General features: G+C 68.0%; 15 protein-coding genes. 8 read left to right on the forward strand and 7 right to left on the reverse strand.

Going from position 1 to position 20,830, the window contains the following annotated elements:
- Positions 1-25 precede the first annotated feature (25 nt).
- Positions 26-694 (reverse strand): maleylacetoacetate isomerase, encoded by a 669-nt coding sequence (maiA, locus tag LZ605_RS13105; RefSeq protein ID WP_249842018.1) that lies wholly within the window; start codon positions 692-694, stop codon positions 26-28.
- A 14-nt stretch (positions 695-708) separates the two neighbouring features.
- Positions 709-1,698 (reverse strand): fumarylacetoacetate hydrolase family protein, encoded by a 990-nt coding sequence (locus LZ605_RS13110; RefSeq protein ID WP_249842019.1) that lies wholly within the window; start codon positions 1,696-1,698, stop codon positions 709-711.
- A gap of 921 nt (positions 1,699-2,619) precedes the next feature.
- Here LZ605_RS13110 and LZ605_RS13115 point away from each other — a divergent pair.
- Positions 2,620-4,035 carry a DEAD/DEAH box helicase gene (locus LZ605_RS13115; protein WP_249842020.1) on the forward strand — a complete coding sequence of 472 codons (1,416 nt, stop codon included), beginning with the start codon at positions 2,620-2,622 and terminating at the stop codon, positions 4,033-4,035.
- A 253-nt stretch (positions 4,036-4,288) separates the two neighbouring features.
- Here LZ605_RS13115 and LZ605_RS13120 read toward each other — a convergent pair whose 3' ends face one another.
- Positions 4,289-6,883 carry a M14 family metallopeptidase gene (locus LZ605_RS13120; RefSeq protein WP_249842021.1) on the reverse strand — a complete coding sequence of 865 codons (2,595 nt, stop codon included), beginning with the start codon at positions 6,881-6,883 and terminating at the stop codon, positions 4,289-4,291.
- Between the two features lie 74 nt (positions 6,884-6,957).
- Positions 6,958-9,597, reverse strand: a complete 2,640-nt coding sequence (locus LZ605_RS13125; protein WP_249842022.1) for a TonB-dependent receptor — start codon at positions 9,595-9,597, stop codon at positions 6,958-6,960.
- Between the two features lie 196 nt (positions 9,598-9,793).
- Here LZ605_RS13125 and queD point away from each other — a divergent pair, with 196 nt between their 5' ends.
- Together queD and LZ605_RS13135 are read left to right on the forward strand one after the other, a co-directional pair.
- Positions 9,794-10,156 (forward strand): 6-carboxytetrahydropterin synthase QueD, encoded by a 363-nt coding sequence (gene queD, locus LZ605_RS13130; protein ID WP_249842023.1) that lies wholly within the window; start codon positions 9,794-9,796, stop codon positions 10,154-10,156.
- 116 nt (positions 10,157-10,272) lie between these two features.
- Entirely contained in the window at positions 10,273-10,620 is a 348-nt protein-coding gene (locus LZ605_RS13135) for a phasin family protein (RefSeq protein WP_249842024.1), read from the forward strand.
- A gap of 307 nt (positions 10,621-10,927) precedes the next feature.
- Here LZ605_RS13135 and asnB read toward each other — a convergent pair whose 3' ends face one another.
- Positions 10,928-12,829 (reverse strand): asparagine synthase (glutamine-hydrolyzing), encoded by a 1,902-nt coding sequence (asnB, locus tag LZ605_RS13140; protein WP_249842025.1) that lies wholly within the window; start codon positions 12,827-12,829, stop codon positions 10,928-10,930.
- 350 nt (positions 12,830-13,179) lie between these two features.
- On the opposite strand from asnB, the gene LZ605_RS13145 reads away from it, so the two are divergent.
- Entirely contained in the window at positions 13,180-13,869 is a 690-nt protein-coding gene (locus tag LZ605_RS13145) for a winged helix-turn-helix domain-containing protein (RefSeq protein WP_249842026.1), read from the forward strand.
- A complete protein-coding gene (locus tag LZ605_RS13150) occupies positions 13,866-15,212 on the forward strand; it encodes an ATP-binding protein (RefSeq protein WP_249842027.1) in 1,347 nt (448 codons plus the stop codon). The genes LZ605_RS13145 and LZ605_RS13150 overlap by 4 nt, the downstream gene beginning before the upstream one ends.
- Here LZ605_RS13150 and LZ605_RS13155 read toward each other — a convergent pair.
- Complete coding sequence (locus LZ605_RS13155; RefSeq protein WP_249842028.1) at positions 15,209-16,678, reverse strand: sensor histidine kinase; 1,470 nt, start codon at positions 16,676-16,678, stop codon at positions 15,209-15,211. The genes LZ605_RS13150 and LZ605_RS13155 overlap by 4 nt on opposite strands.
- A complete protein-coding gene (locus LZ605_RS13160) occupies positions 16,675-17,394 on the reverse strand; it encodes a response regulator transcription factor (protein WP_014035866.1) in 720 nt (239 codons plus the stop codon). The genes LZ605_RS13155 and LZ605_RS13160 overlap by 4 nt, the downstream gene beginning before the upstream one ends.
- Before the next feature lie 144 nt (positions 17,395-17,538).
- On the opposite strand from LZ605_RS13160, the gene msrB reads away from it, so the two are divergent.
- The 3 genes from msrB to msrA are packed head-to-tail and all read left to right on the forward strand — an operon-like array spanning position 17,539 to position 20,635.
- Positions 17,539-18,111 (forward strand): peptide-methionine (R)-S-oxide reductase MsrB, encoded by a 573-nt coding sequence (gene msrB / locus LZ605_RS13165; protein ID WP_249842029.1) that lies wholly within the window; start codon positions 17,539-17,541, stop codon positions 18,109-18,111.
- A 2-nt stretch (positions 18,112-18,113) separates the two neighbouring features.
- On the forward strand, positions 18,114-19,883 hold the full coding sequence (locus LZ605_RS13170; protein ID WP_249842030.1) for a cytochrome c biogenesis protein DipZ: 1,770 nt from the start codon (positions 18,114-18,116) through the stop codon (positions 19,881-19,883).
- Positions 19,884-19,897: 14 nt separating this feature from the next.
- The gene (gene msrA, locus LZ605_RS13175; protein WP_249842031.1) at positions 19,898-20,635 is read left to right on the forward strand and encodes a peptide-methionine (S)-S-oxide reductase MsrA; all 738 of its coding nucleotides are present in this window, start codon (positions 19,898-19,900) and stop codon (positions 20,633-20,635) included.
- Positions 20,636-20,830 lie beyond the last annotated feature (195 nt).

The raw sequence follows: 20,830 nt of genomic DNA on the forward strand, positions 1-20,830 counted from the left end.
CGCGCCCGGCGAGCGACGCCGCCTGTCAGGCGGCGTCGGGCTGGTTTTCCGGGCGCGCGCGATCGAAGGCGTCCAGCGCCTGGCAGGACGCTTCGATACGGCGCAGGGTCGGGTACGGCGCCAGATCCAGGCCGAAGCGGTGGGCGTTGTACAGCTGCGGCAGCAGGCAAAGGTCGGCTAGGCCGGGGCGGTCGCCATGGCAGAAGGTGCCGGTGTCGCGGCTGTTGGCCAGCATCGCTTCCATCGCGGCAAAGCCTTCGGCGATCCAGTGCAGGGTCCACTGCGTGCGGGCGTCGGCCGGCAGCTGCAGGTCACGCTCCAGGTACTGCATCACCCGCAGGTTGTTGATCGGATGGATATCGCAGGCCACCAGTTGCGCCAGCGCCCGCACCCGTGCGCGGCCGGCAGCGTCGGCCGGCAGCAGCGGCACCTGCGGGAAGCGCTCGTCCAGGTATTCCAGGATCGCCAGCGACTGGGCCAGCGTGTGTCCCTCATGCAGCAGGGTCGGCACCAGCTGCTGCGGGTTGAGCGCGCGATAGGCGTGCAGATGCTGCTCGCCGCCCTCGCGCACCAGGTGCACCGGCCGCGCTTCCCAGGCCAGGCCCTTCAGCTCCAGGCCGATGCGCACGCGGTAGGCGGCGCTGGATCGCCAGTAGGTGTACAGCACGATGCCGTCGTCAACCAGGATGTCCATCGCCGCCTCCATGCTCAGGGCTTGGCCGCCTGTTCGATGCGCTGTTCGATGGCACCGAAGATGCTGTTGCCGGCCGCATCGAGCATTTCAATGCGCACCACATCGCCGAACGACATGAACGGCGTGCTCGGTTTGCCGTCGCGCAGGGTTTCGACCACGCGCTGTTCGGCGAAGCACGAGGCGCCCTTGCTGGTGTCTTCGTTGGCGATGGTGCCCGAGCCGACGATGGTGCCAGCACCCAGCGGACGGGTCTTGGCTGCATGCGCGACCAGCTGGGCGAAATTGAACTGCATGTCCACGCCCGCTTCCGGCGCACCGAACCACTGGCCGTTGATGTGGGTCAGCAGCGGCAGATGCACCTTGCTGTCCTGCCAGGCGGCGCCCAGCTCGTCGGGGGTGACCAACACCGGCGACAGTGCCGAACGCGGCTTGGACTGCAGGAAGCCGAAGCCCTTGGCCAGCTCGCCGGGAATCAGGTTGCGCAGCGAGACATCGTTGACCAGGCCGACCAGCTGGATGTGGCCAGCGGCCTGTTCCGGGGTGGCCGCCATCGGCACGTCGTCGGTGATCACCACGATCTCCGCCTCCAGGTCGATGCCGTAGTCCTCGCTGACCACCTTGACCGCATCGCGCGGGCCGTAGAAACCGGCGCTGGTGGCCTGGTACATCAGCGGGTCGGTGTAAAAGCTCTCCGGCACCTCGGCGCCGCGGGCGCGGCGTACGCGTTCCACGTGCGGCAGGTAGGCGCTGCCATCGACGAATTCATAGGCGCGCGGCATCGGCGCGGCCAGCGCCTGCGGATCGAGGTCGAACACGCCATCGGCGTCGCCGCTGTTGAGCGATTCGGACAGGGCGTTCAGGCGCGGCGCAATGTGGCTCCAGTCCTCCAGGGCCTGCTGCAGGGTGGCGGCAATGCCGGTGGCGCGCACGCCGTGGCGCAGGTCACGCGAGACGACGATCAGGGTGCCGTCGCGGCCGCCTTCCTTCAAAGAACCAAGCTTCATGGGTGGGTGTCCGGAGTCGTGGGCAAACAAGTTTCAAGTGTAATCAAATCTGCGGCGGCGCCAAGCTGCAGCGCGGCATCGCCCCACCCTACCGTAGTGGGGGTCGGCAGGGCTTGCAGCCCTGCACCTGCTCAATGCAACGGCAACGGCAAAGGCAAAGGCAACAGCCGGCTCTGGGTTGTCCGCGGGTTTGGCGGGGCGGTGTGGGCGGGCAGGACACGCCGTAAACCCATCCTTGGGGGCTCGATGGCGCCATCCATGGCGCCAACGGTCCTGCCCGCCCACACCGCCCCACCTTTGATGGTTTCCAGGTGACGGTCGGTAGATCCACGCCATGCGTGGATGAAATCTGTCAGATAACGAATGGAATTCCGGGGTCAGATCCGTTTTCCTTTGGAAAACGGATCTGACCCCAAGAGCCGTTCCGGCAGCTCGCGGGAAACTGTCGAAGGCGGGGTGGGTCCGGTTGCGGGGGCGTGAGCGCCATGGATGGCGCGACCGAGCCTACAAGGACGTATTTACGGCGCCCCCCGCAACCGGACCCACCCCGCCGTCCCACAGGAAACCCGCTTTTGACGTTGAGGTTGACGTCGCTTCGGCCTCTGCGGGTGCAGGGCGCAGCCCTGCAGAGAGCCCCCCTACCTGAACGGGGCTTTTTGCGCGAGGTCTCAGCCATCGGTTAGACTAGGCAGGTCTGCAGCGGCCGTCCGTTTCCCTTCGGGATCGCCGGCGTCCGGGGTCCGCCCCGTCGCCCGCCCCCACTCCGACGCCGTTCGTCACGCATTCCAGCCTGCGCTCCGCGTCGGCTGCACCCAACTTCTCGCAGCGCGGTTCACGGGAACGCTCCGAGTCAGCCGATCACTCTGATCTGCCCCCGTCTGTCCGTTCGGACAGGCGTTTCTTGTACTTGGAGCAAACTCAATGTCTTTTGAATCGCTGGGCCTGGCGCCCTTCCTGCTGCGTGCGCTCGCCGAGCAGGGCTACGAAAACCCGACCCCGATCCAGCAGCAGGCGATCCCGCTGGCGCTGGCCGGTCGTGACCTGCTGGCCGGCGCACAGACCGGCACCGGCAAGACCGCCGCCTTCGGCCTGCCGCTGCTGCAGCACCTGGGCACCGCCTCGCAGGAAGTGCGCGCCGGCCCGCGCAAGCCGCGCGCGCTGATCCTCGCCCCGACCCGCGAGCTGGCCACCCAGGTGCATGACAGCCTACGCGGTTACAGCAAGTACCTGCGCATCCCCAGCGCCTGCATCTACGGCGGCGTCGGCATGGGCAACCAGCTGGACATCCTGCGTCGCGGCGTGGACCTGCTGGTGGCCTGCCCGGGCCGCCTGATCGATCACCTGGAGCGTCGCAGCGTCGACCTGTCCGGCATCGAAGTGCTGATCCTGGACGAAGCCGATCGCATGCTCGACATGGGCTTCCTGCCGTCGATCAAGCGCATCCTGGCCAAGCTGCCGAAGCAGAACCGTCAGACCCTGCTGTTCTCGGCCACCTTCGAGGACAACATCCGCCAGCTGGCGCTGGAGTTCATGCGCAACCCGGAACAGATCCAGGTGACGCCGAAGAACACCGTGGCCGAAACCATCACCCACCGCGTGCACCCGGTCGATGCCGGCCGCAAGCGCGACCTGCTGCTGCACCTGCTGGCGCAGGACAGCCGCGAGCAGACCCTGGTGTTCGCACGCACCAAGCACGGCAGCGACAAGCTGGCCGCGTTCCTGGAAAAGTCGGGCATCAAGACCGCGGCAATCCATGGCAACAAGAGCCAGGGCCAGCGCCTGCGTGCACTGGGCGATTTCAAGGCCGGCCGCGTGACCGTGCTGGTGGCCACCGACATCGCCGCGCGTGGCATCGACATCAACGAGTTGCCGAAGGTGATCAACTTCGATCTGCCGATGGTGGCCGAGGATTACGTGCACCGCATCGGCCGTACCGGCCGCAATGGTTCCACCGGCCAGGCGATTTCGCTGGTGGCGCAGGATGAAGTGAAGCTGCTGCGCGCGATCGTGCGCCTGCTGGGCCGCGACATGGACATCCGCGATGTGCCGGGCTTCGAGCTGCAGGTGCCGATCCGCTGGGGCAACAGTGCGCCGGGCAAGGCCGAGCACGAGACCGGCGAGCGCGCGCCGCGCAAGAGCCACGCACGTCGTCCGCACGGCGATGCACCGCGCCATGCGCATGCGGGCCCGAAGAAGGCCGGTGGTGGCCGTCGCGAGGGCGGTGGCAATGGCCAGCAGCGTGCGGGCGCGGGTCAGGGCCAGCGTCGTGGCGGTGGCGGCAATGGTGGCGGCCGTGGCCGCGGCCAGGGTGGCAACGGCGGCGGTCGCGCCGGCTGATCCCAGCTGAATTGGATGACGTCTCCCGCTGCGCGGGGGCATATCGAGGGACGGCGCTGACGCGCCGTCCTTTTTTGTTGCTGGCTGCCGGGTGATAAAGCGCGCGGTGTGTTGCGCTGAGGGCGGATGGGCGTGGGGCCAGCGCAGAACACGCCGTAAACCCATCCATGGGGGCTCGATCGGCGCATCTACAGCGTGTCCTGCGCAGCCCGCCCGGCCTCCCCCACACGCATCAATCAAGGCGCGTAAAACCTCAACCCCGCGCTTTACTCGGATTCACCAGATTCCCGAAGAAGATCGCGTTGATCAACAGCCGATCCGTCCCGTGCCAGTACTTCCGATGCGCCGGGTCATCGGCGAACAGCACCACATTGCCCTGCCCCTGCGCCGACACCAGCAGCCATGCGCTGCCCGCCACCCGCGCGCGGTTACGCTCTGACAGATAGCCGTTCACCCGCGGCGGCGTGTCGATGCGTACCACCGTCGAGAACGGATTCGCGCTTGGCTGCAGCGTCACCGTGTTCTCCTTGTTGATCGCCAGCTGCCGGCGCGGCACGCCGAAGGCCAGCGGATGGCTGGTATCGACGTCGGCACTGAGAATGTTGCCGCTGACCCGCTCGATCGCGGCGATATCGCGCTGGTCACCGAAGGCGCGACGGCCCGCTTCGGTCGCCTCTTCATCCTTGCCGACCGTCTCGCCGTCGGCCAGCTTCTGCTCGATCGCCCATTTCGAGGCGCTGCCATAAGTCACCAGCGAGCCCCCAGCCTGCACCCAGCGCTTGAGCGCCGCCACGGCCGTGCCATCCACGCCGTTGTAGGTTCCGCCGGACAGCACGATGGTGGTGTAGCGGTCCAACGCCACCTTGCCCAGTTGCTGCGGGTCCAGCTTGCTGGCGGGAAGCCGCAGCTGCTTATCGAGCAGGAACCAGGCCGAGCCGATCTCGGTCGCGGCCACACCTTCGCCCATCACCAGCGCGACCGAGGGCGTGCGCAGCGCCCTGACGCCATCGCTGCCGAGATCGATGCCTTCGTGGCTGCGGCCACTGGACAGTGCGTGCACCTGCACACCGGCCTCGCGCGCGGCGGCGCTGAGGGCCTCCAGCAGCGCGGCGCCCTGCAGGGGTTGCCCGGCCACCGGAATCACCAGGCTGCCGGCGGCGAAGTGGACTTCGCCCTGTGCGGTGGCGGTGGTGAAGGGCTGGAACGCCGCACGCGCGTTCAACCCCTTGCCCTGCAGCGCGGCCAGCGCGCGCCCGGCGTTGTAATCGCGCCAGTCGATGGCATAGGCAAAGCTGGCCTGGCCGCCATTGACTGTGCCCTGCTCCGCCGGCAGCGCGGTCACACGGGCTCCGCCGTCGATACGGCTGCGGCTACCCGCGAACGCCACACCGTAGGCGGGCGCAATCGCATAGCTGGTGCTGCCATAGAACACATCGCCCTTGATCGGTGGGGTCTCGGCAAAGATCGAATGCACCAGGCGGAACTGCGCCTGCTGCACCGGCACCACGTAGGCGCTGCCGGCATCGAAACGCTGTCCATCGACAGTGACGGCACGATCCAGAGCGTGCACCTCGATGCGATGCAGCAGCAACAGTTCCAGCAGGCGACGGGTCAGTGCCGGGTCATGCGCATCACCGAACACGAAGCTTTTCACCGGCTGCTGTGCGGCCTGCTTCAGTGCACTCTGGAAGAACTGCTTCTGCAGATCGAACAGGCCGCTGCGCTCGGTCACTGCACCACGCACGGTGCCCAGCCCGGTGGCGATCTGGTTGCGGATGGTGAACGGGAAGGTCAGCAGCCCATTCACCGATTCCTGCACGCGGCCGCGCGAGCTGGCCTGTTCGACGGTCACGCCGACAGCACCATGGAAGTCCGGATAGGTAGAACCGTACACCGGCGAGAAGTTGTCGAAATTCTCGCCGGTGTAGTACAGCGATCCCAACGCATCCAGCGCCTGCGCGTGGTATTTGGCCAGGGTCTTGTTGAACTCGTACGACGCCGGCGGAATCAGCGGGCTGTGCATGCTCTTCGGCGAGGGCTCGAAGTAGTAGGTGCTGTCCTTGCCCATTTCGTGGAAGTCGATCTGCACGTTGGGATACCACTGATGGAACACCTCCACCTTCGGCCGCGACTCGCGCTGGGTCAGGGCCAGCCAGTCGCGGTTGAGATCGGTGAAGTAGTGGTTGGTGCGGCCCTGCGGGAAAGGTTCGACGTGCTCCTTGTCAGCCGGGTCGGCCGAGGCCGGATCCGAAGCCCAGGCGTTGTGCCAGTTGGCGGCGCGGTCGCGGCCATCCGGGTTCTGCGCCGGGTCGAACAGCACCACGGCCTGTTGCAGCCACTGCCGGGTTTCGGCGCTGCGGTTGGCCACCAGGTAGTAGGCGGTCAGCATCGCCGCTTCGGCGCTGGACGTTTCATTACCATGCACGCTGTAGCCCAGCCAGACCACCACCGGGCTGTCGCCGGCGGCGCTGCGCGGCTGCGCCGGATCGACCAGGGTGGCGTGCTGCTGGCGGATCTGCTCCAGCCGCGCGTGGTTGCTGGCGGCGGTGACGGTAGCGATCAGCAGCGGGCGACCCTCGTAACTGCGACCGATCTCGCGCACGCTGATCGACTCCGAACGGCGGGCCAGTTCCTGCAGGTACGCCACCAGCTGGTCATGCCGGGTGTAGCGGCTGCCGATCGGATAGCCCAGGAACTGCTCCGGCGTGGGAATGGACGTATCGAATGCGCCCGCGTCGGTAGCCTGCGGGAAGAAGTACGCGCTCTGCGCCTGCGCCGGCTGCGGGCAGGACAGTGCGGTGGCGGCGGCAAGCAGCAACGGAAGAACAGCACGGCGATGCAAGGACACGGTAACTCCCCAGGAACACAACGGCAGGTAATCGCGCGGCCGGCCCTTGAAGGTGACCGGCCGCGGCGGATGGATCAGAAGCGGTAATCGAAGCCCAGCGTGAAGTAGCGGCCGCGCAGGTCGTACTGGCTGAAGTCGTACGGCGCGCGGATGCCCGGGAACGAGGCGTCATACGGCGGCGTCTTGTCTGCCAGGTTCTGCACCTTGGCGTACACGGTCAGCTTGTCCACGCCGGTGTAGGCCAGGTACAGGTCGTACTGGCTGTAGCTGCCGACGCGCGTCTGCACGGCCTTGGCTGCGGTGCTGGCTTCCTGCCGGTAGCCGCTGGTGTAGTACCAGGTCACCGCCGCGTTGAAGTCGCCCTGCTTCCAGTCCAGCGTGGTGGTGGCCTTGTCCTTGGGCAGGGTCGCGCCCAGGTTGCTGCCGGCGTAATCGACCAGCGGGCCGCCGACCACGGTCGGCCGACGGTAGTCGCGCACATGGGTGTAGGCCGAGGACACGGTGAAGTCACCCAGTGCAGCGGTCGGGATGCGCTGGCGCAGTTCGACGTCGATGCCGGAGGTCTTCAGTTCGCTCAGGTTCTGGTAGCGGTTGTAGACCGCCTGCAGCTTGCCGCGCTCGTCGCGCTGCACCGCGCCGGCCACGTTGTCGTTGACCAGGGTCTGGGTGTTGTTGGTGCCGACCAGGTTGTCCAGCTGGATGCGGTAGTAGTCCACGCTCAGGTTGGTGTTGGCCCACGGCGACAGCACCACGCCGAAGTTCACACTCTTGGTGCGTTCGGGCTTCAGCGCGTTGTTGCCGACGGTGAAGAAGGTCGGGTTCTGCCGCGAGCCCGGCACGTCCGGATCACGCGGGTCGACCACGCTGCCGTAGGCGATGCTGGTGCTGTTGGAGTTCTCCGACAGCGACGGTGCACGGAAGCCCTTCGAGGCCGAGGCGCGCACCAGCAGGATGTCCAGAGGCTGCCAGCGCAGGCCGATCTTCGGCGAGAATGCGTCGCCGAAATCGTCGTAATGGTCGGCGCGCGCCGCAGCGGACAGCTCCAGCGTCGAGGCCAGCGGTACATTCACTTCGGCGTAGGCGGCGCTGACCTGGCGCTCGCCGTGCACTTCGGCGATGGCCGGGCGTACCTGCAGGCCGGCGTCAATCTGCCACGGGTTGTTGGAGTCGAGCTTCTCGCGGCGCCACTCGGCACCGGCGGCGAAGCCGATCTCACCGGCCCAGGTGTGGCCGAGCGTGCCGGAGATCTTCGCGTCGATGCCCTGCAGCTTGGACTCGGCCGGGCGCAGCGTGGCGATGTTGATCGCATCGCGTACCGACTGCGGCGTCGCGGCGGGGTTGAGCAGGTTGTAGCTGCCCGTGGCCAGCGCATCGGCCAGTGCCCAACGGTTGGCGAAACCACCGGACACGGTCTCGCGTTCGCTGCTGCGCGCACCGAATGCGGCCACTTCCCAGTCCCAGTTCGCAGTGGTGCCGCGCAGCCCGAACACGCCGCGATAGGCGGTGGAGCGGTTGGTCTTGATGGTGCCGCCGAGGTCGAAGAAGGTGTACTCGATCGGGATCGCGCGGCCGTACGGGTTGTACGGATTGCTGGCCGGCAGCAGCGACGACACCGGCTCGGCCAGGCCGCTGTCGGCGTTCAACGCGAAGCGACCGCTTTCGAGGGTGAAGAACGGGCTGCTGCCGAACCATGCAGCGCTCTTGATCTGGCTGTACAGCACTTCGCCGAAGGCTTCGACGTTGTCGTTCAGGCGGAAGGTGCCGTTGGCATAGGCCTGGTAGCGCTTGGTTGAAGGAATCAGCGTGGTGAACGGCGCCTGGTTGAAACCGCAGGTATCGCCGGCCAGGCCGTCGATCGGCGCACTGGCGACGCGGGTGGTGCCGGCCGGGCAGTTGCCGCTGGCATCGAGCATCGGCACCGACACGCCGTTGACCAGGTAACGCGCGCCCTTGGCCGACCAGCCGTTCCAGCGGCCGCCCGGTTGGTCGCTGTAGATGCCACTCTTGGTGAGGTTGCGTTCGTCCTGGTCCAGGCGTTCGCGGTTGTAACCCTGCAGGCTGAAGAGGATGTTGTAGCCGTCGGTGTCGAGATCACCCAGGCCGCCGACGAACTTCAGGTTCTGCTCGTGCAGGCCGCCCTGGTCGGCACCGCCGAAGCTGCCGCCGATCTCGGCGCCTTCGAAGTTCTGCCGGGTGATGATGTTGACCACGCCGGCCACCGCGTCGGAACCGTACACGGCCGAGGCGCCGTCCTTGAGCACTTCGATGCGCTCCACCGCCACCAGCGGCAGTGCATTGAGATCGACGAAGGTGTCGGACAGGCCACCGGCCGGGAAACCGTAGTTGGCCAGGCGGCGACCGTTGAGCAGCACCAGCGTGTTCTTCTGCGACAGGCCACGCAGGCCGATGCCGGCCGAACCGGAGGCCCAGCCATTGTTGGTGGTTTCGTTGGCCGCATTACCGGTGTTGGCCGAGATCGAGCGCAGCACATCGGCCACGGTGGCCTTGCCGGTCTGCTCCAGCTGCTGACGGCCGATCACCTGCACCGGGTTGGAGGCTTCGGTATCGGCGCGCTTGATGTTGGAGCCGGTGACGCGCACGGCAGCCAGTGTGCTGGCTTCGCCACTGGCGTTGGCGGAGGTTTCGGCGGCGGCGGACAAAGGCGCGGCCAGAGCGACGGCCAGGGCCGCCACGAGCAGGGTGTGCTGGGGCATGACGATGTGGGGGAGGTAGTGGAAGGACGACGTAAGTTCCGCAGTAGTCCATGCCTGGCCGGGGGCCGGCCAATAACATCTCTTCATACGGATATAAGAGAAACTATCATCTCTTCATCCGGATGGAAAGAATTTCTTCACAGGCTCTCCCGCGCCGACCGGCCGTAGGCGACACCTGCGACGTACAATGGGCGCCATGGAAATCTTCAAAGTCTTCATGATCGAGGCGGCGCACCGCCTCCCCAACGTGCCGCCCGGGCACAAGTGCGCGCGCCTGCATGGACACTCGTTCCGGGTGGAACTGAAGGTCGAGGGCGAGCCGGGCGCGCAGACCGGCTGGATCATGGATTTCGGAGACGTGAAAGCCGCCTTCCAGCCGATCTACGACCGCTTGGACCACCACTACCTCAACGATATCCCTGGCCTGGAGAACCCGACCAGCGAGAACCTGGCGGTGTGGATCTGGAAGGAACTCAAGCCCGGCCTGCCAGCGCTGAGCGAGATCACCGTGCACGAAACCTGCACCTCCGGCTGCCGTTACCGTGGCCCGTCCACCTGATCAACCCATTGATCTTCAAGGATTTTCAAAGGCGCCCAGGGCGCCTTTGTTATTTTTGTTGCATTGCCGCATCAACGGCGTATGCTGCATTGCATCAAGTCACTCCCTGATGCCCCATGGCCGCCGCCTTCAGCGATCGCTTCAGTGATGCCACCCGCCAGCTCGCCGCTGCGGCTACGCGCGCGAACCGGTTGGCGCTGGAGAACGCGGAAAGCATGTTCGGCGTACAGCTGAAGGCGATGGAGCGCAACCTGACCGCCACCGGCGGCTGGCTGGGCGAACTGGCCCGCAGCGAGGACGCGGCCGGTGCCCTCTCCAGGGGCGCACAGCTGTGGCAGGACAACCTGCAGCGGCTGGGCCAGGCGCAGCAGGACGTGGTCGGTCTCGGCCTGCAGGCCAGCAAGGCCTGGTCCGAACTGGTGCAGGGTTACAACGAAACAACGGCGGACGCGAACAGTCACTGACGCGACGCAACGCTCATTGCATGGGTCCCTCCCCCCATGCAATCCGGACCCGGCAGATCCCTCCCTCTGCCGGGTCTTTTTTTGCCTGGTGTCTGCATTTCGAAGTGCGTCTTCGTCCGGAGTCTCTGCGAACTGAAGGGCCCCGCCGGGGCAGCCTTTCAATGAGGCGCCGATAGATTCCGAACGCAGGGCGGAGGCCCTTGCGTACGAAGTAAAGGAGGAGGTGACGGCCAACGGCCGGCGCCGGAGGACATTCGTACGCAAGGGCCTCCGCCCTGCGCCACGCACAACACACCGCGAGGGAGCCTCAGCGCCCGCGATTACCGTGCCAGTGCTGGTGCCACGCCTGGAACATCAACACATTCCACAGGTGCGTGTGCCATTTGCGCTCGCCGCGCAGGAACGCCTCCCAGATGCCGCGCACGCGTACCGCATCGAAGCAGCCCTGGTTGCGCAGCCGCTGCGGATCCAGCAATGCCTCGGCCCAATCGCGCAGCGGGCCAGCCAGCCAGCGCGCCATCGGTGGCCCGAAGCCGCGCTTGGGGCGATACACCAGCGGCTCGGGCAGGTAGCGCGCCAGCAGATGCTTGAGGATCCGCTTGTGCTCGCCATCGTGGTACTTCAGGTGCTGCGGCAGGCGCCAGGCAAGACGCACCACGTCCATGTCCAGCAGCGGCGCGCGCGTTTCCACCCCCGCCGCCATGCCGGCACGATCGACCTTGGCGAGGATGCCCTCGGCCAGATCCATGCGGAAATCCAGCAGCTGGATGCGCGCCTCCGCCGGCAGCCCGGTGTCCTGCTGTTGGAAGATCGTCATCGGTTCACGTGCCCCCAGCACCACCTGCGCCGGCTGCCGCCAGCGGGTGACGCGCTGCAGGTAGTGGCCTTCCACATCATTGGCCGCCACTTCGGCCACCAGCGCTCGCCAGCCCCCCAGCCGGCCGCGTTCGGCGTTCATGCGGGTGCCGCTGCGCCGCGCCAGATCGCGCACCCAGTCCGGCAGGCCACCGCACAGGCGGGCATTGCGCAGCGCACGGCCGTAACTGGGATGGCCAAAGAACAGCTCGTCGCCGCCATCACCGGTCAACGCCACCGGCTTGCGTGCACCCAGCAGTTCGCTGGCCAGCAGGGTCGGCAGCTGCGACGCATCGGCGAACGGCTCGCACCAGACCTGCGGCAGGCGTTGCAGCAGGTCCAGGCCCTGGCGCGCATCCATGCGGTGCAGGTGGTGCTGCACGCCCAGATGCCGCGCAACCTGCGAGGCCCAGTCGCTCTCGTCATGCCCCGGATCGTCGAAGCCCACCGTCCACGCTTCGATCGGAAGCGCCGACTGCGCCTGCATCATCGCCGTCACCAGCGACGAATCAGTGCCGCCGGACAGGAACGCGCCACAGGCCAGCGGCGAGTGCATGCGCGCGGCGATGGCCTTCTGCAGCACGGCCTCCAGCTGATCGGTGGCCTGCTCAAGGTCGGGTGCCGGCTGCAGCGGTTCCTGCAGCGCGCTGTGCATCGCATCGCGCGCGCACCAGTAGCGCGAACCGCCCTGCGCGGCCTGCGCGGAACCACGCGCGGCGTGGTCGGCAAGATCGATGCGCAGCATGGCACCGGCCACCAGCTTGTGGATGCCGCGATAGATCGTGTGCGGTGCCGGCACGTAGTCGTGGCGCAGCAGCAGGCTCAGCGCGTCCTGGTCGATGCTGGGCGAGAAACCGGCGAACGCCTGCAGCGCCTTCAGCTCGGAGGCGAACAGGAACTGCCCCTGGTGCCAGCCGTAGTACAGCGGGCGCTCGCCCACCGGGTCGCGGGCCAGCCAGAGTTCGCGCGACTGGCGATCCCAGACACTGAAACCGAAGGCACCTTCGATGCGAGACAGCGCCCGCTGTACGCCCCATTCCACGATTGCCTGCAACAGCAACCGCGCGTCGCTGCAGCTGCGTGGCAGGTCGCGCAGTTGCCCCTGCAGGTGGGCGCGGTTGTACAGCCGGCCATCCAGGCACAGCACGTAGCGGCCACAATCCGAGCTGAGCGGCTGCAACGGCGTATCGCTGGGTGCCCGGCAGTGGCCCAGGGCGAGGCCGGCGTCAGCGTCGGTCCAGTAACCGATGCGACCGCGACCGCGCTGCTGCAGGGCCCGCAGCATCGGCGCCAGCTGCTGGAGCAGCTGCTCATCGTCGGCGGGCGGCAGCCAGGCGCCAACCACGCCGCTCATCGCAGGCCCCCATGACGGCAGCGGCAGGACAGGTTGGGCAGGCAGGGGGCAGCGGCTGACATGGGGACGGCACGCGGAGCGGAGGAGACTCCATGCTCGGCGCGGCCGGCGGGCGCTGTCAGTCGCTTTGCTGTCAGCGATCGTCACCGGCCGTGGCCGCCACGTAACGTTTTGTAACTGCAACCGGCTATGCTGGGCGGCAAGGTGTTGCCGGGACTGAGACCCGGCCCGCGCGTCAGCAACCCCGGCTGAATGGCGCCCGCCCCCGGGACCCGGGCGGCCCGAAGGCTGGGATAGGATCGCCGCGCTCGTGCCGTGGCGGTACGTTTGCGCCCACGGAGGCCTTGATAATGCTGGATATCGTACTGGTCGAAGACGATGCCCGCCTGGGTACGATGGTCAGCGACTATCTGCAGCGGCATGGCTACCAGGTGGCCCACGAGCGCACCGGCGCGCGTGCGGTGACCCGCATCCTGGCCGAAAAGCCGGCGCTGGTGCTGCTCGACGTCGGCCTGCCCGACCAGGATGGTTTCGAAGTGTGTCGGCAGATCCGCCCCCACTATGACGGCATCATCTGCGTGCTGACCGCCCGCACCGACAACATCGACCAGGTGCTGGGGCTGGAACTGGGTGCCGACGATTACATCGGCAAGCCGATCGAACCGCGGGTCCTGCTGGCCCGTCTGCGCGCCCACCTGCGTCGCCACCGCCGGGTTGAACCGCGTGACGGCAGCCTGCGCTTCGGCGAGCTGAACATCGACCCGTCCACCCGCAACGTGCACCTGCAGGGCGGCCTGCTGGAACTGACCACCGCCGAGTTCGACCTGCTGTTCCTGCTGGCCAGCAACGCCGGCCAGATCCTGGACCGCGACGCGCTGCTGCGCGGCCTGCGCGGGATCGCCTTCGACGGCCTGGACCGCTCGATCGATGCGCGCATCTCGCGCCTGCGGCGCAAGCTGGGCGACAACCCCGAGCAACCGGAACGGATCAAGACCGTCCGCGGCCGCGGCTACCTGTTCAGCCGCTCGGCATGGGGATGAAACGCACGCCCTCGGCGATGCGCGGTCACGCCTTTCATTTCCTGCGCTACGGCATCGGCTTCCTGGTCGCCCACCTGCTGTTGATCGTGCTTGGCCTGTGGGCCTGGGACGCGCTGCTGGAAGACCGCACCGAAGCGGGCCTGCAGGCCGAGATGCGCGGTACTCATGCGCTGCTGCAGCACCGCTTCGCCGAGACGCCGCGCGAACAGTGGCCGGCACTGGCGCGCCAGCTCGACACCGATTTCGCCTACGCCCTGCGCATGGTGCCGCTGGCCGAGGCAGTGAAGGAACTGCCCGCCAGCCAGCGCCCGCCCTTCAACAATGGCCGGGTGCAGATCGATCTGGAGCACATGCGCAGCCTGCAGCGCATCGGCGACAGCGACTATGCGGTGATGCTGGGCCCACTGGACGAAGCGTTGCCCGACGAAGGCTGGCAGGACAGCGATGTCTCCGGCGTGGCGATCCTGCTGCTGATCCTGATGGTGGCCGTGGCGCTGCCGATGTACGTGATGGTCTACCGCCTGTGGCGCGATGTCTCGCAGCTGGCACAGGCCGCGCGGCGCATGCGCGATGGCCAGCTGGATACGCGTGCGCCGCGCGCCGGCACCGCACTGGTGCGGCCGTTGGCCAATGCCTTCAACCACATGGCCGAACAGCTGCAGCAGCTGCTGGAAAGCCAGCGCGTGCTGGCGCAGGCGGTGGCACATGAAGTGCGCACGCCGCTGGCCCGCATGCGCTTCGGCCTGGCCGACCTGGAGGACACCGCGCTGGACGAGATCCAGCGCGATGCCCTGGGCGGGCTGCGCACCGATGTCGATCGTCTGCAGCACCTGACCGATGCCGGCGTCCAGTACGCCGCGCTCGGCCGTTGTCATCAGCTGACCCGCCAGCGCCTGCAGCTGGCCGCGCTGGTGCGCGGCGTGGTCGCCCAGTTCGCGCCGCTGCCGATGCCGGTGCAGCAGGCGCTGTCGCCGGCCGGCCTGGTCAACGTCAACCGGCACATGCTGGAGCTGGCCCTGCGCAACCTGCTGGGCAACGCGCTGCGCTATGCACGCCGGCAGATCCGAATTGCCAGCACGGTCAATGATGGCTGGCTGTGCCTGCAGGTGGAGGACGACGGCCCCGGCATCGCGCCCGAACTGCGTGGCCAGGTGCTGCAGCCCTACGTACGGCTCGACCCCGGCAGCCCCGGTTTCGGGCTGGGCCTGGCCTTGGTGCAGGTGGTGGCCGACAAGCACGACGGCCACGTCGAGGTGACCGATTCCGAGCTGGGCGGCGCCTGCATCCGCCTGCACCTGCCGCTGGAAAGCAGCGGCGTGGTGGAGTGCGAGGCCGCCTGCTAGGCCGCCGCTTCCGCGCGCGGCAACGCGAACACGAACAACGCACCCTGCTCGCTGTCGCGCAGTTCGATGCGGCGGCCATGCAGCTGCACGATGCGCTGCACGATCAACAGGCCCAGGCCACCGTTCTCGCCACGGCGCGCGCCCAGCGCAGCCGGTGCCTGGAACAGCTGCGCGCGCAGTGCCGGCGCTACACCCGGGCCATCATCGGCCACACTCACCTCGACGCTGTCCGGTGTCGCACGCAGGCGTACCTCGATCCGGCCACCCTCGGGCGCATGACGCAGGGCGTTGTCGAGCAGATTGGTCAACACCCGCTCGACCAGGCCCAGGTCGGCGCGCACCAGTGGCAGGCCCGGCGGGAAGTCCGCATGCAACCTCTGGTTGCGGGCCTGCGCGGCCAGCTCGAACTTCTGCAGTACGTCCTGCAGCAGCTCCGGCAGCGCGAACACCTCCCACTCCAGCCGCACTTCGCCATGCTCCAGCCGCGCCAGCTCGAACAGCGCGCGTGCAAGGCGGCCGACCTTGGCGCTCTGCGCCAGCGCGATGCCGAGGTAGCGGCGGCGCTCGTCCGGCGACAGCGTGGCATCCTTCAACGCCAGCGTCTCCAGATAGCCGTGCAGCGATGACAGCGGAGTGCGCAGGTCATGCGAGATGTTGGCCACCAGCTCGCGCCGCTGCAGGTCCTGCTGGCGCAGCTGCTGCCATTGCTCTCCCAGCCGCTGCGCCATCTGCGCATGCGCGTGTTCGAGGATCACCAGCTCGTCGCGCTCACCCGGCCGCAGCGGTTCCGGCGGCGGCAACGGCGTGGGGGCGTCGATGTCGAAGGCCTGGATGCGACGGGTCAGCCGGCGCAGCGGCCGGGTCACCCAGTAGAAGGCCACCAGCCCGGCCAGCAGACCGAGGCCACCGACCAGCACCACCGACCACCATGTGGTGTTCCACTGGCTGCCGGCGGCAAGATCATCGGACAGCATCTGCCGGTGCTCGCCCACCAGCACCACGTACACGTAACCGGCCTGGCGTCCCTGCACGATCAGCGGCGCGGCACTGAACACCTTGCGCCCGTCCGCACTGCGCGGGTCATCGCCAAGGATCGGCAACGGCGCACCGGACAGCAGGCGGCGCAATGGCGCCACGTCCACCCGGTTGCGCACCAGATGGCCGCTGGGCGCATCGTGGCCGAGGATGCGGCCCTGATCGTCCAGCAGATACACCTCGACGCTGGGATTGACCGCCATCAGCTGCCCGAACAGCGCGCGCACCGCGGCGTCGCGCATGCCGCTGGTGTCCATCAGCTCGCTGCGCTGGGCAATGTGCTCGGCCAGGCCCAGCGACAGCCGCTGCACGACTTCCTGTTCGTGGCGCGTGTTGGCGCGCATCTGCAGGGCCAGCAGCGCCATGCAGCACATCAGCATCAGCGCGGCGATCACCGCCGCCAGCTTCTGCCACAGGTTGGGCTTGATCATGCCGCCGCCCCGGCCGGATCGACCAGCTTGTAGCCGCGTCCCCACACCGTCAGCAGCCGCCGCGGGTTGGCCGGGTCCGGCTCGATCTTGCTGCGCAGCCGATTGATGTGGGTGTTGACCGTGTGCTCGTAACCATCGTGCTGGTAGCCCCAGACCTGGTTGAGCAGCTCCATGCGCGCGAACACCTGGTCCGGGTGGCGCGCGAAGAACAGCAGCAGGTCGAACTCGCGCGGGGTCAGCTCCAGCGCGTTGCCATCCACCGAAGCGGTGCGTGCCACCGGGTCCAGCTGCAACCCGCCCAGCTCGATAGCACCGGCATCGATGCGCGCGCTCTGCGCCATCGCCTCGGCACGGCGCAACAGCGCACGTACCCGCGCCACCAGCTCCGGCATCGAGAACGGCTTGGCCAGATAGTCGTCCGCGCCCAGTTCCAGGCCGACGATGCGCTGGGTCTCGCTGCCGCGCGCACTGATGATGATGATCGGCACGTAACGCGCCATCGCGCGTGCACGCTGGCACACCTGCAGGCCATCCACGCCGGGCAGCATCACGTCCAGCACCAGCGCATCCCACGGTCCGTCCTGTTCGAGCAGGCGCAGGCCGGCGTCGCCGCTGGCGGCGTGGGCGACGTCGTAGCCTTCATCGCCCAGGTGCATGCGCAGCAGGTCGGCGATGTGGGCATCGTCTTCAACGATCAGCACGCGTTTGGTGGACATCGGCAGCTCAGGGCCAGTGGGGAGGCTGCCCGCATTGTGGCGCGGGACGGCCGCCGATACCTCACGAAAAATTGAATCCTGCGTGAGGATTCGTTGACCCGGGCAGGCGCAGCATGGCCCCGTCGCCCCTTCCCGGAGTCCGCCATGCCCCTCACCCGACGCCATCTGCTGGGCCTGGGCGGTGTCGCCACCGCCGCCGGCCTGTTCGGACTGGGCGCCTGCAGCCGAGCCGCACCGGCCGCCGCCGAGGCACGGCCGGTGCGCCAGTTCGAGGTCATGCACAGCGATGCGCAATGGCGCCAGCAGCTGACCCCGGCGCAGTACGCGGTGCTGCGCCAGCAGGCCACCGAACGGCCCTGGAGCAGCTCACTCAACAAGGAACACCGGCAGGGTACCTTCGCCTGCGCCGGCTGCGCGCTGCCGCTGTTCTCCTCCTCCACCAAGTTCGAGAGCGGTACCGGCTGGCCCAGCTTCTGGGCACCGCTGCACAACGCAATCGGCGAGGACCGCGACGTCACCTTCGGCATGCTGCGGGTGGAAGTGCACTGCCGGCGCTGTGGCGGCCATCTCGGCCACGTCTTCAACGATGGCCCGCGCCCGACCGGGCTGCGCTACTGCATGAACGGTGCGGCCATGGTGTTTGTTCCCGGCGCCGGTGATGGCGCTGCCGACGGCTGGCGCGTGCCGGTCGGTTCTTCCCCTGTTTCCGGAGCCTGACGATGCTGCTGTTGCTGCTTGCCTACCTGGGGGGCGCACTGACCCTGCTCAGCCCATGCATCCTGCCGGTGCTGCCGTTCGTGTTCGCACGCGCCGACCGCCCCTTCCTGCGCAGCACGCTGCCGCTGCTGCTGGGCATGGCACTCACCTTCACCGTGGTTGCCAGCCTGGCCGCGGTGGGCAGCCAATGGGTGGCACAGGCCAACCAGATCGGACGCTGGATCGCCCTGCTGCTGATGGCGCTGTTCGCGCTGGCCTTGCTGTGGCCGCGGCTGGCCGACCATCTGCTGGCGCCGTTCCAGCGCGTGGGTGCGCGGCTGAGTGCGCGCGCCGATGCCGCTGATGCCGCCGGCCGTGGCGGGGCGTGGACCTCGCTGCTGATCGGCATCGCCACCGGCCTGCTGTGGGCGCCCTGCGCTGGGCCGATCCTTGGTCTGGTGCTGACCGGCGCGGCCCTGCACGGCGCCAGCGCCGGCACCAGCACGCTGCTGCTGGCCTACGCGCTGGGGGCCATTACCGCACTGGCCTTGGCGGTCTGGGTGGGCGGCCGCGTGTTCCGCGCCCTGCAGGCACGCCTCGGCCTGGGTGACGTGCTGCGCAAGATGTTGGGCGTGGCCGCGCTGCTGGCGGTGGTGGCGATCGGTCTGGGCTGGGATACCGGCCTGCTGACCCGCCTGTCCACGCTCAGCACAGCGCGCATCGAACAGGGCCTGCTCGATGCGGTGCCCGGCGCGCAGCCGGCGGCACCGCCGATGATGATGATGGCCGGTGCCAACGCCGCTGCCGATGCACCGCTGCCGGTGGAAGGCACCCTGCCCGCGCTGGACGGTGCCACCGGCTGGCTCAACAGCCCGCCGCTGAGCGCCCAGCAGCTGCGCGGCAAGGTAGTACTGGTCGATTTCTGGACATACTCCTGCATCAACTGCCTGCGCGCGATGCCGTTCGTGCACGAATGGGAGCGCCGCTACCGCGACCACGGCCTGGTGGTGATCGGCGTGCACACCCCGGAGTTCGCTTTCGAACGTGACCCACGCAACGTGATGAAGGCGGTTGAGCAGTTGAAGGTCGCCTACCCGGTGGCGCTGGACAACCAGTACACGATCTGGCGCGCGTTCAACAACCGCTACTGGCCAGCGCAGTACTTCGTCGATGCCCAGGGCAACATCCGTGGCCACCAGTTCGGTGAAGGCAACTACGCGCGTTCGGAACAGGTGATCCGCCGCCTGCTGGCCGAGGCCGGCCAGACGAATCTGCCGCCACCGGCCGATCCCGCCGCTGCCGAGCTGAAGGGCGTGGCCGCGCAGGCCGACATGGGCAACCTGCGTTCGCCGGAGACCTACCTGGGCCACGCCCGCGCCGAGCAGTTCGCCTCGCCCGGTGGACAGCGTGCCGATACCGCCTTCGACTACTCGCTGCCCACTGCGCTGGCGCTGAACCAGTGGGGACTGTCCGGCCACTGGACGGTCACCGACGAGGCGGCACAGCTGCAACAGGCCGGCGGCCGTATCGCCTTCCAGTTCCATGCGCGCGACCTGCACCTGGTGCTGGCGCCGAGCCAGGAAGGAAAGCCGGTGCGCTTCCGCGTGCTGCTCGATGGCAAGCCGCTGCCGGCCACTGACGCCGGCAGCGATGTGGGCGCCGACGGCAGTGGCGTGGTCGACGAACACCGCCTGTACCAGCTGGTGCGCCAGCGCGGCACGGTCGGCCCGCACCGCTTCGAGATCGAGTTCCTCGATGCGGGCGTACAGGCCTATGCCTTCACCTTCGGTTGAACCAGGAGGACACGATGAAACTCTCCCTTGAACAGGGCGTCGCGGCGGGTGTTGCCGGGCTGGTCGCCACCGCGCTGATCGCTGCGGTGCTGCTGGTCGATCACGGTGCGATGGCGGCCCCTTCCGAGGCGGCGGCACCGCTGAAGGCGCTGCCCGCACCCACCGGCGATGCTGCGTTCGGCGATAACGCCACTCATGCCAGCGTGGTGTTTGCCGGCGGCTGCTTCTGGGGCGTGCAGGGTGTGTTCCAGCACGTCAAGGGCGTGAGCAATGCGGTGTCCGGCTATATCGGCGGCAGCGCTGCCAACGCGCGGTACGAACGGGTCAGCAGCGGCCAGACCGGCCACGCCGAAGCGGTGAAGATCGACTACGACCCGCGCCAGGTGAGCTACGGGCAACTGATGCAGGTGTTCTTCGCGGTGGCCCATGACCCGACCCAGCTCAACCGGCAGGGCCCGGACCACGGCAGCCAGTACCGCTCGGCCATCTTCAGCGACGACGCCCGCCAGCAGGCGGCCAGCCGTGCCTACATCGCCCAGCTCGGCCAGGCCGGCAGTTTTTCCGCGCCGATCGTCACCCAGCTGGTCAGCGGCCAGCGCTTCTACCCGGCCGAGAGCTACCACCAGAACTACATGAGCAACTACCCGCAGGCGGCCTACATCCGCTATTACGACGCGCCCAAGCTGGCGGCGCTGGGCAGTCAGTTCCCGGCGCTGTACCGGCGCGACGCGGTGCTGGTGCCGATGCGGTAACGACCCGGATAGGGCCGGCCGCTGGCCGGCTCCTCTGTAGAGCCGAGCCCACGCTCGGCTGCCGCTGAGGGAAGAGCAGCCGAGCATGGGCTCGGCTCTACACGCAACGAAAAAAAGCGCACGGCCATCCAGCCGTGCGCATGGAAAGTATCGCCCAGGCACCGATCAGGCCTGGCCGACAACAGCATGCTAGGC

The sequence above is a fragment of the Stenotrophomonas maltophilia genome (assembly GCF_023518235.1).
In the GTDB taxonomy this organism is placed as follows: Bacteria; Pseudomonadota; Gammaproteobacteria; order Xanthomonadales; family Xanthomonadaceae; genus Stenotrophomonas.

What these genes read in the sequence shown, in the direction of transcription:
- LZ605_RS13155 (WP_249842028.1), bottom strand. Translation starts at nt 16,678, where the DNA reads ATGATCAAGCCCAACCTGTGGCAGAAGCTGGCGGCGGTGATCGCCGCG.
- maiA (WP_249842018.1), bottom strand. Translation starts at nt 694, where the DNA reads ATGGACATCCTGGTTGACGACGGCATCGTGCTGTACACCTACTGGCGA.
- LZ605_RS13135 (WP_249842024.1), top strand. Translation starts at nt 10,273, where the DNA reads ATGGCCGCCGCCTTCAGCGATCGCTTCAGTGATGCCACCCGCCAGCTC.
- LZ605_RS13115 (WP_249842020.1), top strand. Translation starts at nt 2,620, where the DNA reads ATGTCTTTTGAATCGCTGGGCCTGGCGCCCTTCCTGCTGCGTGCGCTC.
- LZ605_RS13110 (WP_249842019.1), bottom strand. Translation starts at nt 1,698, where the DNA reads ATGAAGCTTGGTTCTTTGAAGGAAGGCGGCCGCGACGGCACCCTGATC.
- LZ605_RS13150 (WP_249842027.1), top strand. Translation starts at nt 13,866, where the DNA reads ATGAAACGCACGCCCTCGGCGATGCGCGGTCACGCCTTTCATTTCCTG.
- LZ605_RS13145 (WP_249842026.1), top strand. Translation starts at nt 13,180, where the DNA reads ATGCTGGATATCGTACTGGTCGAAGACGATGCCCGCCTGGGTACGATG.
- queD (WP_249842023.1), top strand. Translation starts at nt 9,794, where the DNA reads ATGGAAATCTTCAAAGTCTTCATGATCGAGGCGGCGCACCGCCTCCCC.
- msrA (WP_249842031.1), top strand. Translation starts at nt 19,898, where the DNA reads ATGAAACTCTCCCTTGAACAGGGCGTCGCGGCGGGTGTTGCCGGGCTG.
- msrB (WP_249842029.1), top strand. Translation starts at nt 17,539, where the DNA reads ATGCCCCTCACCCGACGCCATCTGCTGGGCCTGGGCGGTGTCGCCACC.
- LZ605_RS13170 (WP_249842030.1), top strand. Translation starts at nt 18,114, where the DNA reads ATGCTGCTGTTGCTGCTTGCCTACCTGGGGGGCGCACTGACCCTGCTC.
- LZ605_RS13160 (WP_014035866.1), bottom strand. Translation starts at nt 17,394, where the DNA reads ATGTCCACCAAACGCGTGCTGATCGTTGAAGACGATGCCCACATCGCC.
- LZ605_RS13125 (WP_249842022.1), bottom strand. Translation starts at nt 9,597, where the DNA reads ATGCCCCAGCACACCCTGCTCGTGGCGGCCCTGGCCGTCGCTCTGGCC.
- asnB (WP_249842025.1), bottom strand. Translation starts at nt 12,829, where the DNA reads ATGAGCGGCGTGGTTGGCGCCTGGCTGCCGCCCGCCGACGATGAGCAG.